General features: G+C 68.3%; 19 protein-coding genes. 1 reads left to right on the top strand and 18 read right to left on the bottom strand.

Annotation, left to right across the window (positions count from 1 at the left end):
• Positions 1-93: 93 nt before the first annotated feature.
• From AB0M73_RS39630 to AB0M73_RS39655, 6 genes are all read right to left on the bottom strand, one after another.
• Complete coding sequence (locus AB0M73_RS39630) at positions 94-951, bottom strand: amidohydrolase family protein (RefSeq protein WP_363902649.1); 858 nt, start codon at positions 949-951, stop codon at positions 94-96.
• Entirely contained in the window at positions 941-2,485 is a 1,545-nt protein-coding gene (locus AB0M73_RS39635) for a benzoate-CoA ligase family protein (RefSeq protein ID WP_363902652.1), read from the bottom strand. The genes AB0M73_RS39630 and AB0M73_RS39635 overlap by 11 nt, the downstream gene beginning before the upstream one ends.
• A gap of 9 nt (positions 2,486-2,494) precedes the next feature.
• Complete coding sequence (boxB, locus tag AB0M73_RS39640) at positions 2,495-3,916, bottom strand: benzoyl-CoA 2,3-epoxidase subunit BoxB (RefSeq protein ID WP_363902655.1); 1,422 nt, start codon at positions 3,914-3,916, stop codon at positions 2,495-2,497.
• A 2-nt stretch (positions 3,917-3,918) separates the two neighbouring features.
• Positions 3,919-5,517: a 2,3-epoxybenzoyl-CoA dihydrolase gene (boxC, locus tag AB0M73_RS39645; protein WP_363902797.1), complete on the bottom strand. Its 1,599-nt coding sequence runs from the start codon at positions 5,515-5,517 to the stop codon at positions 3,919-3,921.
• A gap of 60 nt (positions 5,518-5,577) precedes the next feature.
• Positions 5,578-6,861: an aminotransferase class III-fold pyridoxal phosphate-dependent enzyme gene (locus AB0M73_RS39650; RefSeq protein WP_363902658.1), complete on the bottom strand. Its 1,284-nt coding sequence runs from the start codon at positions 6,859-6,861 to the stop codon at positions 5,578-5,580.
• Positions 6,862-7,156: 295 nt separating this feature from the next.
• On the bottom strand, positions 7,157-8,020 hold the full coding sequence (locus AB0M73_RS39655) for an alpha/beta hydrolase (RefSeq protein ID WP_363902661.1): 864 nt from the start codon (positions 8,018-8,020) through the stop codon (positions 7,157-7,159).
• Positions 8,021-8,109: 89 nt separating this feature from the next.
• On the opposite strand from AB0M73_RS39655, the gene AB0M73_RS39660 reads away from it, so the two are divergent.
• Positions 8,110-8,619 carry a CGNR zinc finger domain-containing protein gene (locus tag AB0M73_RS39660; protein WP_363902664.1) on the top strand — a complete coding sequence of 170 codons (510 nt, stop codon included), beginning with the start codon at positions 8,110-8,112 and terminating at the stop codon, positions 8,617-8,619.
• Positions 8,620-8,747: 128 nt separating this feature from the next.
• On the opposite strand, the gene AB0M73_RS39665 is transcribed toward AB0M73_RS39660, so the two are convergent.
• The 12 genes from AB0M73_RS39665 to AB0M73_RS39720 all read right to left on the bottom strand — a co-directional run bounded on the left by AB0M73_RS39665 (position 8,748) and on the right by AB0M73_RS39720 (position 14,296).
• The gene (locus AB0M73_RS39665) at positions 8,748-9,164 is read right to left on the bottom strand and encodes a hypothetical protein (protein ID WP_363902667.1); all 417 of its coding nucleotides are present in this window, start codon (positions 9,162-9,164) and stop codon (positions 8,748-8,750) included.
• A 35-nt stretch (positions 9,165-9,199) separates the two neighbouring features.
• Positions 9,200-9,541 carry a hypothetical protein gene (locus tag AB0M73_RS39670; protein WP_363902670.1) on the bottom strand — a complete coding sequence of 114 codons (342 nt, stop codon included), beginning with the start codon at positions 9,539-9,541 and terminating at the stop codon, positions 9,200-9,202.
• Positions 9,542-9,659: 118 nt separating this feature from the next.
• Entirely contained in the window at positions 9,660-10,076 is a 417-nt protein-coding gene (locus tag AB0M73_RS39675; protein WP_363902673.1) for a hypothetical protein, read from the bottom strand.
• Between the two features lie 11 nt (positions 10,077-10,087).
• Positions 10,088-10,510, bottom strand: coding sequence for a hypothetical protein (locus AB0M73_RS39680; RefSeq protein ID WP_363902676.1), 423 nt, complete (start codon positions 10,508-10,510; stop codon positions 10,088-10,090).
• Entirely contained in the window at positions 10,504-10,932 is a 429-nt protein-coding gene (locus tag AB0M73_RS39685; protein ID WP_363902679.1) for a hypothetical protein, read from the bottom strand. Before AB0M73_RS39685 ends, AB0M73_RS39680 begins: the two co-directional genes overlap by 7 nt.
• Before the next feature lie 9 nt (positions 10,933-10,941).
• The gene (locus tag AB0M73_RS39690; RefSeq protein WP_363902682.1) at positions 10,942-11,382 is read right to left on the bottom strand and encodes a hypothetical protein; all 441 of its coding nucleotides are present in this window, start codon (positions 11,380-11,382) and stop codon (positions 10,942-10,944) included.
• A gap of 5 nt (positions 11,383-11,387) precedes the next feature.
• Entirely contained in the window at positions 11,388-11,834 is a 447-nt protein-coding gene (locus tag AB0M73_RS39695; RefSeq protein WP_363902685.1) for a hypothetical protein, read from the bottom strand.
• A 318-nt stretch (positions 11,835-12,152) separates the two neighbouring features.
• Positions 12,153-12,572 carry a hypothetical protein gene (locus AB0M73_RS39700; protein ID WP_363902688.1) on the bottom strand — a complete coding sequence of 140 codons (420 nt, stop codon included), beginning with the start codon at positions 12,570-12,572 and terminating at the stop codon, positions 12,153-12,155.
• 11 nt (positions 12,573-12,583) lie between these two features.
• Positions 12,584-13,006: a hypothetical protein gene (locus AB0M73_RS39705; protein ID WP_363902691.1), complete on the bottom strand. Its 423-nt coding sequence runs from the start codon at positions 13,004-13,006 to the stop codon at positions 12,584-12,586.
• Complete coding sequence (locus tag AB0M73_RS39710) at positions 13,000-13,431, bottom strand: hypothetical protein (protein ID WP_363902694.1); 432 nt, start codon at positions 13,429-13,431, stop codon at positions 13,000-13,002. The genes AB0M73_RS39705 and AB0M73_RS39710 overlap by 7 nt, the downstream gene beginning before the upstream one ends.
• Positions 13,425-13,877 (bottom strand): hypothetical protein, encoded by a 453-nt coding sequence (locus AB0M73_RS39715; protein WP_363902697.1) that lies wholly within the window; start codon positions 13,875-13,877, stop codon positions 13,425-13,427. Before AB0M73_RS39715 ends, AB0M73_RS39710 begins: the two co-directional genes overlap by 7 nt.
• Complete coding sequence (locus AB0M73_RS39720; protein ID WP_363902700.1) at positions 13,865-14,296, bottom strand: hypothetical protein; 432 nt, start codon at positions 14,294-14,296, stop codon at positions 13,865-13,867. The genes AB0M73_RS39715 and AB0M73_RS39720 overlap by 13 nt, the downstream gene beginning before the upstream one ends.
• Position 14,297 lies beyond the last annotated feature (1 nt).

A 14,297-nucleotide genomic window follows, 5' to 3' on the forward strand; every position in this document is an offset into this window, starting at 1 on the left:
AGGTAAGGACGCCTTACCTGCATGGCCGCATGCAGGTAAGGCGTCCTTCCCTGCGTTCAACGAGGGTAAGGCGTCCTTCCCTGCATCAGGGGGTCACACATCCAACCCCGGAAACACCTTCGCGGCGTTTCCGCTGAGCACCCCGCCCAGCAGCTCCTCCCCCAGCCCCAGTTCCCGCAGCATCAACTCACCGAGGGCGGCCACATTCCGGGCCGCGCCGGGCACGCCGGGCCAGTCGGTGCCGAAGATCCAGCGGGCGGCCAGCCGGCGCAGGTCGAAACGGGCGTAGTACTCGGGAAGCTTCCGCGGTGGCAGACCGGCCAGGTCGAGCCACACGTTGGGTTTGGCCAGGGCGAGGAAGGCCGCGGTGTCGTACCACCAGCCCCGGCCGCCGTGGGCGAACACGAACTGCACGGCCGGGAAGTCCTCGACCACGTCGACCAGCAGCGCGGGATCGCCGTAGCTGGAACGGGATCCGGGGAAGCTGGACACTCCCGAATGGAAGATCACCGGCACGCCGCGCTCCTCGCACACCCGGTACACGGCGTAGACCTCGCGGTCGCCGGGCGAGAAGCAGCCGTGCACGGGATGCAACTTCACCGCGACGGCCCCGAGGTCCAGCTGACGCTCCACTTCGGACGCCAGCGGGTGGTGCAGGTGCGGATTCACGTTGGCCACCAGCCGGAACCGCACCGGGTTGTGGGCCACGATCGGCAGCAGGTCCTCGATCGGCTGAATTCCGGTGGCCCGCGGGCTGTACTCGCAGAACAGCAGTGCCCGGTCGACGCCCTGCCCGGCCAGCAGGTCGTCGACTTTGGACGGAACGGGGACGCCGTCGGCGTCGTACACCGAGCGCCACGGATGGTCGCCGCTGAACTGGTCGGCCCACTCCAGCCACGCCGGCTTCAACGTGGACAGGCGCGGCACGTGCACATGGGCGTCAACGATCATCGGTCAGCACACCCTTGACCATGTCCCGCAGCACGTTCCGGCGAATCTTGCCGGTGGCCGTCTTGGGCATCTCGGCCACCTCGACCACCGCCCGCGGCCGCTTGTACGAGGCGAGGCCGTCCCGACACCAGGAAATCAGGGCATCCTCGTCCACTTTGTGCCCGACCGCCGGCACCACACAGGCCACCGGCTTCTGCAGCCCCGAGAGATCAGTCGCCGACACCACGGCGACCTCCTCCACGTCCGGGTGCGCCAGCAGCCGGCTCTCCACCTCGAACGGCGACACCCACACGCCGCCGGCCTTGAGCATGTCGTTGCTGCGCCCCAGATACGTGTAGGTGCCGTCGCCGTTGCGCTGGTAGGTGTCGCCGGTGCGCAGCCACCGGCCCTGGAACACCTCGCGCGTGATGTCGTTGCGGCACCAGTACCCGGTCGCGGTCGACGGCCCGTCGACGAACAGATCTCCGGTGTCGGAGGGGTTTCCGGCCTCGTCGCGGATCTCCACCTCGTAGCTGGGCACGGGCACGCCGCTGGTGCCGCCGACGGCCTCGCCGGGCCGGTTGGACAAGAAGATGTGCAGCGCCTCGGTGGAGCCGATGCCGTCCAGGATCTCCACCCCGAAGCGCGAGCGGAACTTGTCGAACAGCACCGCCGGCAGCGCCTCCCCGGCCGATACTCCTTGCCGCACGGTGGAAAACGCGTCGTCGGGGACGTCACTGGCCAGGGTGGCGGCATAGAAGGTGGGCACGCCGAACAACACCGTCGCCCGGTCGGCGGCGGCGCGGGCGGCGATCAGCTGCGGCGTGGAACGTGAGCGTTCCAACAGGGCCACCGCACCGGCGGCCAACGGCATGAAGCAGGAATTGCCCAGCCCGTAGGCGAAGAACAGCTTCGACACCGACAGGCAGCGGTCCTCAGGATTGAGGCCCAGCACCCCGTTTCCGTAGTACGTGCCGACGGCGCGAATGCTCTCGTGCCGGTGCATGGCCGCCTTGGGCTGCCCGGTGGTGCCGGAGGTGTACAGCCACAGCGCCGGCGAGTCGCCCCATGTCCGGTACGGCGTCTCCAACACGCCGACGCCCGTCAGGTCATCCCACGGATGCACGGCAACGCCTTGGCGCGCCGAGAACTCCGCCGCGCCGTCCAGCACCACGGTGTCGATCTCCGGCGCCAGCTCGACGGCGGCCTGGCACGCCTCCGCGAACTCGGCCGACACCAACAGGATCCGGCTGCGCGAGTCGGCCAGCAGCGTGGCCAGCTCGACCGGAGTCAGCATGGTCGACACCGGCACCGGCACCGCGCCCAGGTACATCGCGCCGAGCACGGCGGCGAGCATCTCCACGTCGTCGGCCATGCTGAGCACGACCCGCTCCTCCGGCCGCACGCCCAGCTCCCGCAGGCCTGCCGCCACCCGGTGCGCCTGGTGGGCCAGCTCCGAGTACGACAGCGTCCGCCGGCTCGTCACAACCGCGGTGTGACCGCATTCCGCATGCCGGTCGACCAAGTACTCGGCGGCGTTGAACCGGTCCGGCATCGGTGCTCCTCAGGCCAGATGGACGTACTCGTACTCGAACGGCTTGCCGTTGATGCCGTTGGTCGGCGGCGCGACCCAGGAAGCGATCTTGCCTCGTTCGTAGACCGGGCGCATCAACGACTGCACGAACGCCAGGTCCTGGCCGGTCGGCAGCCACCGGTCGCGGGCCCTGTGCCACGTCGCCTCGTCCAGGATCTCCCCCTCGGGCGAGATGTGGAAGCCCGAGCTCACACCGACGCTGCGGTTGAACCCCGGGTGCGGCAGGCGCAGCTTGCGGTCGATGCCGGCCTCGGCCAGGATCCGGTTCCACCGGGTGACGCCGTGCTCGCAGTCGGCGATGTACTCGTTGCGCAGGTCCAGGTTCAGCATGAGGATCGTGGACAGCTCTTCGCCGCCCCACGTGCCGTCGGCCTGCGGCGCCTCCAGCAGTGAGCCGGTGTCGGTCAGCTTGTGGTCGTCCTTGCGCCGGCCCTCCTGCCAGCGGCCCTTGAGCCCGGCCGTGTAGTAGTTGGCGGCGTTGGTCGAGGTCTCGCTGCCGAACAGGTCGAGCGACACCGTGTAGTGGAAGTTGATGTACTTCTGGATGATCTCCAGCGGGATGCCGCCGTGCGGGGCGATGTCGAACGTGTCGTGCTCACGGATCAGCTCGGCGCTGCGGGCCACCACGCGGTCGACACCGGTGGTGCCGACGAACATGTGGTGCGCCTCCTCCTTGAGCATGAACTCGCACGTCCGCGAGAGCGGGTCGAACGCGCTCTCCTTCAGCGTGCCCAGCTGGTACTTGCCGTCGCGGTCGGTGAAGTACGTGAACATGTAGAACGCCAGCCAGTCGGCGGTCTCCTCGTTGAAGGCGCCGAGGATGCGGGGCGAGTCGGGGTTGCCGCTGTTGCGCAGCAACAGATCCTCGGCCTGCTCGCGGCCCTCGCGGCCGAAGTACGCGTGCAGCAGGTACACCATCGCCCACAGGTGCCGGCCTTCTTCGACATTGACCTGGAACAGGTTGCGCAGGTCGTAGAGGCTCGGCGCGGTCAGCCCGAGCAGGCGCTGCTGCTCGACGGAGGCCGGCTCGGTGTCGCCCTGGATGACGATCAGCCGCTGGAGGTCGGCCCGGTACTCGCCGGGCACCTGCTGCCACACCTCCTGGCCGCGGTGCTCGCCGAAGCCGATGGTCCGCTGCTGCTCGCGTTCGGCCAGGAAGATGCCCCACCGGTACTCGCCCAGCGGCACGTGGTCGAAGTGGGCCCAGCCGGCGCGGCCGACGCTGACCGCGGTGCGTAGGTAGACGTCGTGCGTCTCCAGCGTCGGCCCCATCTCCGACCACCAGTTCATGAACTTGGGCTGCCAGCCTTCGAGCGCGCGCTGCAGCCGCCGGTCCGAGGACAGGTCGACGTTGTTGGGGATCTTCTCGTCATAGTTGATGGGGCTGCCCATGGTCACACTCGCTTCCGGTCGAACACCGGCTTCTGGCCGGTCCCGTAACGCTTCAGGGCGCCTTCGGGCCCCGCCGCGTTGGGCCGGTTGAAGATCCAGTTCTGCCAGGCCGTGAGCCGGGCGAAGATCTTGGTTTCCATGCTCTCCGGTCCGACGAACCGGTGGTTGGCCTCCATGCCGGTCAGCGCGTCGGGACTGAGCGATGCCCGGCCCTCCAGCACGATCCGGATCTCGTCGACCCAGTCGATGTCGTCGAAGGCCTCGGTGACCAGGCCCGCCTCGGCCGCCTCGGCGGCGTCGATCGGCTTGTCCGTTTCGGACAGTCGGGCCACATCCTCGCCGTAGAAGCGGGATTGCAGCCGCGTGATGCCGTTGCCCATCGGGAACGGGCCGAAGTTGGCCGGGCTCAGCCGGATCGCCGCCCGCTCGTCGCTGTCCTCGTCGTCGATCGGCGGACCGTCCAATATGTACTGCCGGTCGCAGGCGAAGGCCAGCTCCAGCAGCATTCCGACGAAGCAGGAGCCCGGTTCGATCAGGGCGATCAGGCTGCGGCTGGTGACGTCCAAGCGCTTGAGGACCCGCTTGTAGTAGTGCCGGATCTCGTTGCCCAGCCACGAATCGTCATTCAGCAGGCGGTTTTCCTGCGCCAGCACGGCATCCGGGTCGCCGGCGGTGGTGAAGACCCAGGTGCCGAGCTCGGTCTCGTTGGTGCGCAGCCTCAGGATGAGGTCGTCGAGCTCACGGGTGACGGTCAGCGGCCAGTTCTCATCGGCCGAAGCGTGCACGGTGATCTTGACCAGGCCGAGCTCGCGGTCGTGAACGGCGGTGACATACCGGTAGCGGGTGCCGTTCTCGTCGATTTCACGCTCCAGCGGCGTCAACTCGACGCCCTGGGCGTCCTGCGGCCGCGTGGAGTGCCGCGCCGTCTCCAGCGCACGCTCCTTGACCACCTCGTCGAACCGGCGCGGCGGCACGACTTCGTCGACCAGTCCCCATTGGACGGCCGCCTTGCCGCGCATGCCGTCGCTGCGGGTGGCGAACACGTCGGCCCGGTCCTTGCGCACCCGGCGCTTGTCGACCACCCGGGTCAGGCCACCCGTGCCGGGCAGGACGCCCAGCAGCGGCACCTCCGGCAGCGACACCGCCGAGGAGTTGTCGTCCACCAGCACGATGTGGTCGCAGGCCAGGGCCAGCTCGTAGCCGCCGCCCGCGCAGGACCCGTTGACCGCGGCCAGGTAGGTCTGGCCGGAGTGCTCGGTGGCGTCCTCCATGCCGTTGCGGGTCTCGTTGGTGAACTTGCAGAAGTTCACCTTCCACTCGTGGCTGGACGCGGCGAGCATGCGGATGTTGGCGCCCGCGCAGAACACCCGCTCCTTGCCCGAGGTGACGATCACCGTGCGGACGGCCGGGTGCTCGAAGCGCAGCCGCTGGGTCGCGTCGTAGAGCTCGATGTCGACGCCCAGGTCGTAGGAGTTCAGCTTGAGCTCGTAGCCGGGCGCGATGCCGGCCGTCTCGTCCACGTCCAGCACGAGGTAGGCCAGCTCCCCCTCGACCCGCAGGCGCCAGTGCCGGTAGCTGTCCGGGTGCGCGTCGAAGGACACCTGCACGGTCCGCCTCCTCGTGGTAGGGCTTCCTATTTTCTACAGATTTGGCGCGAGACGTCAATCTTTCTGTAGATATTCACTCAGAACGCCGCCGATCTTGTCCACGATCTCGTCCAGGTGCTGCCGCTCGCACACCAGGGGCGGCGCGATCTGCACGACCGGCTTGCCGCGGCTGTCCGTGCGGGCGATCAGGCCGGCGTTCCTGAGGCCGGCCGCGATGGGCGCGAGGTCCTCGACGTCCAGCTCGGCGGCGTAGAAGAAGCCGTCGCCGCGGACCTCCTTGACGATGTCGAGTTCCGCCAGCTCACGCATGCGGGCGCCCAGGTGCGGGGTCAGTTCGCGGACGCCGTCGAGGATCTTGTCCCGCTCGAAGATCTCCAGGTTGCGCAGCGCGATCGCCGCCGACAGGGGGTGGCCGCCGAAGGTCAGGCCGTGCGACAGCGCCTGGCCCGGGCGGTAGAACGGCTCGGCCACCCGGTCGCTGAGCAGCACGGCGCCCATCGGGGCGTAGGCCGAGGTCAGGCCCTTGGCGATGGTGATCATGTCCGGCACGATCTCCGGCACCGCGAAGTACTCGCCGATGCGGCCGAAGCCGGTGATGACCTCGTCGGCGACGAGCAGGATGCCGTAGCGGTCGGTCAGTTCGCGCAGGCCCGCCCAGTAGCCGGCCGGCGGCGTGAAGCAGCCGCCGGCGTTCTGCACCGGCTCGGCGATCAGCATGCCGACGGTGCCCGGATCGGCGTCGACGATCGCCGCCTCTGTCTCTTTGAGCAGGAAGGCGAGGTCGCCCTCACCCGTGTTGGGCACATGCACGACGTCGATCGCCGGGCGGCCGAAGGGCTCCTTCAGCGCCGGGATGCCGGTCAGGGCGAGGGCGCCGAGGGTCTGCCCGTGGTAGGCCGTGCGTCGGGCAACCGCTTTCACGCGCTGCGGCTGGCCGTTGGCCACGTGGTACTGGCGGGCGATCTTCCAGGCCGACTCCACCGACTCCGAGCCACCCGAGGTGAAGAAGGCCCGGTTGATCCCCGCCGGCGCCAGTTCGGCGAGCCGCTCCGCCAGCTCGATGGCCGGCGGGTGGGCCGTGTTCCAGTTCGTGTTGAACGGCAGGCGGGTGAGCTGGGCCGTCGCCGCCTCGGCGAACTCCGCGCCGTAGGAGTAGCCAAGTTGGGCGCAGAACAGGCAGGACAGCGCGTCCAGGTAGCGGTTTCCGTCCGTGTCGATCACATGCACACCCTCGGCACGCTCGATGACCAGCGGATACTCCCCCTCGCGGAGCTTCGCGTGCTGCGCGAAGTGCAGCATCAGGTGGTCCCGCATCCCCGTCTTCACCCTGTCGCTCATACCCCCGATCCTGGCCCCGCCCGCGCCCCCAGGCCAGACCACCGCCCCCATCCCCCGCGAGTCCCGCTCTCCGGCACACCGAAACCCGCTTTCACGCACAACTGAGCCCCCAGTCTCACCTCCCCCCGTCTCCTCCGTTGCCTCACATGCGGTCCGCACGTGCCTCAGGGAGGCAACAACGACGCGCATGTGACGTTCGACTGTGCTGGGCAGCGGGTTTCGGTGTGACGCTGGGCGGGACTCGCGGGGGTGTCGGAAGTCGACACATGGGTGTCCGAGAGCGGGACTCGCGGGGTCAGGGGAGGTGTTTGGGGGTGAAGGCGCGGATCAGGGTGGCGATGGTGGGCGCCTGGGATTCGAGGGCGAAGTGGCCGGCGTCGAGGAGGTGGATCTCGGCGTCGGGGACGTCCTTGGCGAAGGCGCGGGCGCCGTCGGGGCCGAAGATCTGGTCGTTGCCGCCCCACACGGCCAGGACGCCGGGGTGGCGCTCCCGCAGGAAGGCCTGCCACGACGGGTAGAGCGGCGGGTTGGTGCGGTAGTCGTGGAACAGCTTGAGCTGCACCTCACGCGCGCCGGGCCGGGCCAGGAGGGCGTTGTCGAGGGCGATGGCGTCGGGGCTGACCAGCTCGGGGTCGGGCTCGCCGTGCAGGTACTGCCAGACGGTCATGTCGGGGGTGAGCGCGCCGGCCACGGGGGCCTCGGTGGCCGGGTTCCAGTCGGCCCAGAACTCGCGCAGTGGGGCCCAGAACTCGGGCACCAGGCCCTCCTCGTAGGCGTTGCCGTTCTGGGTGATGATCGCCCGCACCTGGTCGGGGCGCTTCAGGGCCAGCCGGAAGCCGACCGGTGAGCCGTAGTCCTGGACGTAGATGCCGAACGGGCCGAGCCCGAGCCGGTCGACGAACTTGTCGATCACGTCGGCCAGGCGGTCGAAGGTGTAGTCGAACTCCTCGACGGTCGGCATGTCGGTCTGACCGAAGCCGGGCAGGTCGGGGGCGATCAGGTGGAAGTCGTCGGCCAGCAGCGGGATGAGGTCCCGGAACATCACCGACGAGGTCGGGAAGCCGTGCAGGAGCAGCAGCGTGGGCCGCCCCGGATCGCCGGCCTCGCGGTAGAACACCGACAGCCCGTCCACGGTCGCCCTGCGGTACCGGATCGCCATGACATCCTCCGTCGAAGTCGAAGTAACGCCTTATGCGTTACTTCAACGACCGTAACACAGGTAACGCCCGATGCGTTACTCTGATTGTCGTGACGACCTTTGCCCTGGTCGGCGAGCCGCTGGCGGTGGACCTGGCCAATACCGTGGTCCGGCTGCGCGGCCGGGACGTCGACCTGATCGCCGACGACGAAGCCCTGACGGCCTGGCTCGACCTGCACCCGAACCTGGGCGCCGTCGACGGCGACGAGCTCCGCGAGCTACGGGAGGCCATCCGCGAGGTCTTCCGTTCAGCGGTCGAGGGCCGCCCGGCGTCACCGGACGCCACGATGAGCATCAACCAGGCCGCGCACCGGTGCCTGGCCACCTTGTCGTCCACTTCGGACGGACCCGTCGTGGAGTGGGGCGGCGGCGCGCTCGCGGTCATCGCCCGCTCGGCGGTCGAGGTCGTGGCCGGTGCGAGCCTGCGCGGCTGCGCCAACCACGACTGCGTGCTGTTCTTCGCCCACGGCGACGAGCGGCGCAAGTTCTGCGACACCAAGACCTGCGCCAACCGCGCCCGCCAGGCCCGCCACCGCGAGAAGCAGCACACCCAGACATGACTGACCACGCCGACCAGGGCCGGCCACTCCTGACCGCCCGGGCTCACCGCCACAAGCCCCAGCACGCCCAGGCCTGACCGAGCCCCCGGACCGTTCGGTCCGGGGGCTCGGCCGCCGCTGGCGGGAGATCAGCAGCGTTCGTCGGTCCCCACCGCGCCGTAGGTCTTGTCGCCCATGTAGAGCGCACCCGCGGCCCAGGTGCAGATCGTCAGCGTGTCGGTGCCGCCCGACCACAACTCGCGCGCGTTCTTCGCGCTCGTCCGGAATCCGACGTCGTTGGCGCTGGAGTCGACAAAGGTGGCGATGTAGTAGTCCAGGCGCTTGGCCCGGAACTGGTCCCACACGTAGGTGTACGCCCAGTTCTTGCCGCAGCCCTTGAACTGCTTCACCGAAGCGATGGTCTGCCCCTCGTAGCTGGCATACGCGGTCGAGCCGATCTGCACGGTGCTCGAACACCCGGGCGCCGCCTCGGCCTGAGCCACTCCGGTGCCCAGGCCCCCGGCCACCAGCGCCAAGGACGCGGCAGCGGTCAGCATGAACTTCACGACTTCTCCCCTCCGGTGCGCGTTCCGCGTCCCGGTCAGCACCTGATCTGCGAGTAGACCTGGAGGAACTTGTCGTCGGTGACGAGGGCGATGTCGCCCACGGCGGAGGTGCAGTTCGTCACGGTGTCGGTGGCCGACGACCACACCTCGCGCTGGCCGGTCCTGCCGTGCACGACACCGACGAGGTAGTCCGGATCGGGCTGGGTAACCAGTCCGAACACGCCGACGCCGGAGGTCATGAAGAACGACTTGTGACTGTCCACGAAGGTCTGCCAGGCGTACATGTACGCCCACTTCTTGTCGCAGCCCTTGAACTGCTTCACCGAGACGATGTGCCTGCCGCCGTAGTCGATGTACGCCGTCGCGCCGATCTGCACAGCGCTCGAACACCCCGCACGGTTTCCGCCTGCGCCACGCCGGAACCGAGACCGCCGACCACCAACGCGACCGAAGCGGCCGCCACTGCAAGGAACTTCATGCCTGTCTCCCTCTTGGTCAGCAGCGCTGGTCGGTCTCGGCGTAGCCGTAGTCCGCATCGCGGCCGAAGATGGCGCCGTCAGCGCGCGTGCACGCCGCCAGCGTGTCGGTCCCGGACGACCACAGCTCGCGCGCACCCGTCGCGCTCTCCTTGTAACCGAAGGCATCGTCGCCGATGGCGATGAAGGAGATGAGGTAGTAGTCGAGGTGCTTCGCCCGGAACTGGTCCCACACGTAGATGTACGCCCAGTTCTTGCCGCAGCCCTTGAACTGCTTCACCGACGCGCTGATCTCCCCCTGGTACTTCGCGTACGCCGTCGAGCCGATCTGCACCGTGCTCGAACACCCCGGCGCCGACTCCGCCTGCGCGGTGCCCGCCCCGAGACCGGCGACAGTCAACGCGGCCGCAACGGCCACGACTCCCAGCAACCTCATGGTTCGTCCCTTCAGCAGCGCTTGTCGGTGTCCTGGTGCAGCATCGGACCGCTGACGAAATCGATGTCGCCGACGGCCCAGGTGCACACGTTGAGCGTGTTGGTGCCGTACGACCACACCTCACGCTGGTTCTTGTCGCCACGAACGAGGCCGATCGGCTCCCCGCCGTCGCCGATGGCGGCGAACACGTAGAAGTTCGAATGCTTCGCCAGGTAGGCGGTCCACACGTAGACGTAGCCCCAGTTCTGGCCGCAGCCCTTGAACTGCTTGACCGAGGCGGCCGTCTGGTTGCCGTCCATGATGTACGCCGTCGACCCGATCTGCACCGTGCTCGAACAGCCCGGCGCGGATTCCGCTTGCGCCACCCCCGATCCGAGGCCGCCCATCACCAGTGCGGCCGCAGCCGCGATCCCCAGCAGTCTCGCCGTCAGCATCGGGTGTCCGTGAAAGCCGAGTAGTGGTCGTATCCGACGATCGAGATCAGTCCGTAGCCCGCGGTGCACTCCGACAACGTGTCGGTTCCCGTGGACCACAACTCCTTCACGCTGTCGACGTTGGTCGTGTCGCCCTGGTAGACGTTGTGCACGCCGGGGTTGACGTTCACCGCCGCGAGGAGGTACCAGTGCAGACCACGCTGGCGGAAGCTCTCCCAGACGTAGATGTAGCCCCAGTTCTTGTCACAGCCCTTGAACTGCTTCACCGAGGCGATGTCCTGCCCCTGGAACTTGATGTACGCGGTCGAGCCGATCTGCACGGTGCTCGAACAGGTCGGCGCCGACTCCGCCTGCGCCGTGCCGGCACCGAAACCGCCCGCCACCAGCGCCAACGACGCCGCGGCGGCCAACAGGATCTTCATGGTTGCTCCTCAGCACCTGATCGAGGTGAGGGTGTCGTGGTCGTCCGCGCCACTGATGGAGATGAGGCCGTAGGCGGCGGTGCACGCGGACAGGGTGTCCGCACCGGTCGACCACAGCTCGCGCTGGCCGACCTTGCCCCGCGTGAGACCGAGGTAGCGATCGGGCTGTCGATGCGTCGGGCTGTCGAACACGGCGACGCCGGCCTCCAGGTAGAACGGCAGCTTCCCGTCCACAAAGGACTGCCAGACGTAGATGTAACCCCAGTTCTGGCCGCAGCCCTTGAACTGCTTCACCGAGGCGACAACCTGCCCCAGGTACGAGCGGTAGGCCGTCGAGCCGATCTGCACCGTGCTCGAACAGCCCGGCGCAGACTCCGCCTGCGCCGGGCCGACCCCGACGGTCGCCAGCATGGCGGCCACGACAGCCGTGCCGCACAACAGTTTCCGCATTGTCGTCAGCACCTGATCTCCGTGTGCGCGTCGATGAACACGTCGTCGCTGAGTATCGCGACGTCGCCGAGGGCCGCGGTGCACTTGCGCACCGCGTTGACGCCGGTCGACCACAGCTCGCGCTGGCCCGTCCTGCCGTGGACCAGCCCGACGGAGTAGTCGGGATCCGGCTGGGCGGGAGTGGTGTACATGGCCATGGCGGAAGTCAGGAAGAACGACTTCCTCTTGTCCACGAAGGACTGCCAGGCGTACACGTACGACCAGTTCTTGTCGCAGCCCGTGAACCACTTGACCGAGGCGATGTGCTGGCCGCCGTAGTCGACATACGCGGTCGGCCCGACCTGGGTGGTGCTGCCGCAGCCGGGCGGGGTCTCGGCCTGCGCGGCGCCGGCGGTGGCCAGCAGGCCGGCGAGCAGGGCCAGCACGAGCGTGATCGTCCGGACGCGCGTCATGCCGGCACCCGGCCGATGGTCTTGTTCATCGATGTTCCCCTCCAGGAGTAGCGGTCCCTCGGTCAGAGAGAACACTCGCCGCCGCCGCTGACTCCGCCCTGACCGGTCACTGGCGCGGGCCGATCCGAGGCGCCAGTGGCGGTGACCCAGCTCACCGTGACCCGGTCACGGTCAGGGGCGTGATTTCGGCGCGCCCTATCGTGATTCGGCTGCTGGCGCCGGCCAGCATGCGACGCTGACTTTTCGCTGACAGCACACCCAGGCACGACAAAGCCCCCGGGCCTTTCGGCTCGGGGGCTTCGCGCGTTGCCGCTCGGGTCAGCAGCGCTTGCTGGTCTCCGCACCGCCGAGGTCATTGCCGCTCGTGGACCAGATCGAGCCGGCGGCCTGGGTGCAGACACCGAGCGTGTTCGTGCCGGACGACCACAGCTCGTGCGCACCCCGACCGCTCACCTGGTACCCCAGCGGGTCGGTGCCCGCGTCGATGTAGGTGTCGATGGTGTAGTCCGTGCGCTTGTCCCGGAACTGGTCCCACACGTAGGTGTAGGCCCAGTTCTTGTCGCAACCCTTGAACTGCTTCACCGAGGCGATGGTCTGGCCGCCGTAGGTGACGTACGCCGTCGAGCCGATCTGCACCGTGCTCGAACACCCCGGCGCCGACTCCGCCTGCGCCACACCCGCCCCGAGACCGGTGACGGTCAACGCGGCCGCAACGGCCGCGACTCCGAGAAACTTCACAACTCTCCTTCTCAGCAACGCGTGTCGGTCTCCGTGTACAGCATCGGACCGTTCACGAAGGTGATGTCCCCGGCTGCACGAGTGCACATGGTCAGCGTGTTGGTGCCGTACGACCACACCTCACGCTGGTTCTTGTTGCCACGCACGAAACCCAGCCCCTCCGCGCCGGCGTCGACCGCCGCCGTCAGGTAGAAGTTGGAATGATGCGCCAGGTATGCCGTCCACATGTAGATGTAGGCCCAGTTCTGGCCACAGCCCTTGAACTGCTTGACCGAGGCGGCGGTCTCGCCGCCGTCCTTGATGTACGCGGTCGAGCCGATCTGCACCGTGCTCGAACAGCCCGGCGCCGACTCCGCCTGCGCCACACCCGCCCCGAGACCGCCCATCGCCAACGCGGCCGCGGCCGCGATCCCCAGCAGTTTCGCCGTCAGCATCGTGTGTCCGTCCAAGCCGAGAAGTTGTCGTATCCGATGACCGAGATCATTCCGTAGCCCGCGGTGCAGTCCGACAACGTGTCGGTTCCCGCGGACCACACCTCGATCGGGCTGTGGATCTTGTCCTGGCCGCCCTCATACACGGCGTTCGGGCCGGGGTTGACATCGACCGCCGTGGAGAGGAACCAGTGCAGACCGCGCTGGCGAAAACTCTCCCAGGCGTAGATGTAGGCCCAGTTCTTGTCGCAGCCCTTGAACTGCTTCACCGAGGCGATGTCCTGCCCCTGGAACTTGATGTACGCCGTCGAGCCGATCTGCACCGTGCTCGAACATCCCGGCGCCGACTCCGCCTGCGCCACACCCGCCCCGAGACCGCCCATCACCAGCGCGGCCGCCGCAGCCGCCACGACCAGGGATCTCAGCATCGGGTGTCCGTCCATGCCGGGTAGTTGTCGTACTGGTAAAGGGAAATCAGGCCGTAGCCGGCGGTGCAGTCCGACAGCGTGTCGGTGCCGGCCGACCACAGCTCGACCGGGTCGCCGAGCTTGTCCTTGCCGCCCTTGTAGGTGGCGTTCGGGCCGGGATTGACCTCGACGGCAGCGGTCAGCAGGTAGTGCAGGCCCCGTGCGCGGAAGCTGTCCCACACGTAGATATAGGCCCAGTTCTTGTCGCAGCCCTTGAACTGCTTCACCGAGGCAATGGTCTGTCCCTGGAACTTGGCGTACGCCGTCGATCCGATCTGGACAGTGCTGGCGCAGCCCGGCGCGGACTCCGCCTGCGCCACACCCGCCCCGAGACCGCCCGCCACCAGCGCCAACGACGCCGCGGCGGCCAGCATGAACTTCACGGTTTCCCCTCTCAGCAACGCCATCCGGTCTTCGCGGCCACGGTCTTGTCGTTGTCCCACTGGATGTAACCCGACGCCGCGGTGCATGTGTCCAGCGTGTTCGTGCCCTGCGACCACAGCTCGACCGGGCTGCCGCCCTTGTCCACGTCGCCCCACGACATGCCGCCGTCGAACTGCACGTACACGTCGGCATGCGCCCGGTAGGCGATGTGCTTGTCCCGGAAGCTCTGCCACACGAAGATGTACGACCAGTTCTGGTTGCAGCCCTTGAACTGCTTGACCGAGATGGCGTTCTGCCCCTGGTAGGCGCCGTAGGCGGTCGAGCCGATCTGCACCGTGCTCGAACACCCCGGCGCCTGCTCGGCCTGGGCCACCCCGGTCCCGAGGCCGGCCATCGCCAGCGCCGCGACACCCGTGGCGCACAACAGTTTCCGCAGCATCATC

Source organism: Kutzneria sp. NPDC051319, from assembly GCF_040682195.1.
Taxonomy (GTDB): domain Bacteria; phylum Actinomycetota; class Actinomycetes; order Mycobacteriales; family Pseudonocardiaceae; genus Kutzneria.

Bases quoted from the DNA above. Each gene is read 5' to 3' on its own strand.
- AB0M73_RS39630 (WP_363902649.1), bottom strand. From the start codon at position 951: ATGATCGTTGACGCCCATGTGCACGTGCCGCGCCTGTCCACGTTGAAG.
- AB0M73_RS39635 (WP_363902652.1), bottom strand. From the start codon at position 2,485: ATGCCGGACCGGTTCAACGCCGCCGAGTACTTGGTCGACCGGCATGCG.
- boxB (WP_363902655.1), bottom strand. From the start codon at position 3,916: ATGGGCAGCCCCATCAACTATGACGAGAAGATCCCCAACAACGTCGAC.
- AB0M73_RS39650 (WP_363902658.1), bottom strand. From the start codon at position 6,861: ATGAGCGACAGGGTGAAGACGGGGATGCGGGACCACCTGATGCTGCAC.
- AB0M73_RS39655 (WP_363902661.1), bottom strand. From the start codon at position 8,020: ATGGCGATCCGGTACCGCAGGGCGACCGTGGACGGGCTGTCGGTGTTC.
- AB0M73_RS39675 (WP_363902673.1), bottom strand. From the start codon at position 10,076: ATGAGGTTGCTGGGAGTCGTGGCCGTTGCGGCCGCGTTGACTGTCGCC.
- AB0M73_RS39680 (WP_363902676.1), bottom strand. From the start codon at position 10,510: ATGCTGACGGCGAGACTGCTGGGGATCGCGGCTGCGGCCGCACTGGTG.
- AB0M73_RS39685 (WP_363902679.1), bottom strand. From the start codon at position 10,932: ATGAAGATCCTGTTGGCCGCCGCGGCGTCGTTGGCGCTGGTGGCGGGC.
- AB0M73_RS39690 (WP_363902682.1), bottom strand. From the start codon at position 11,382: ATGCGGAAACTGTTGTGCGGCACGGCTGTCGTGGCCGCCATGCTGGCG.
- AB0M73_RS39695 (WP_363902685.1), bottom strand. From the start codon at position 11,834: ATGACGCGCGTCCGGACGATCACGCTCGTGCTGGCCCTGCTCGCCGGC.
- AB0M73_RS39705 (WP_363902691.1), bottom strand. From the start codon at position 13,006: ATGCTGACGGCGAAACTGCTGGGGATCGCGGCCGCGGCCGCGTTGGCG.
- AB0M73_RS39710 (WP_363902694.1), bottom strand. From the start codon at position 13,431: ATGCTGAGATCCCTGGTCGTGGCGGCTGCGGCGGCCGCGCTGGTGATG.
- AB0M73_RS39715 (WP_363902697.1), bottom strand. From the start codon at position 13,877: ATGGCGTTGCTGAGAGGGGAAACCGTGAAGTTCATGCTGGCCGCCGCG.
- AB0M73_RS39720 (WP_363902700.1), bottom strand. From the start codon at position 14,296: ATGATGCTGCGGAAACTGTTGTGCGCCACGGGTGTCGCGGCGCTGGCG.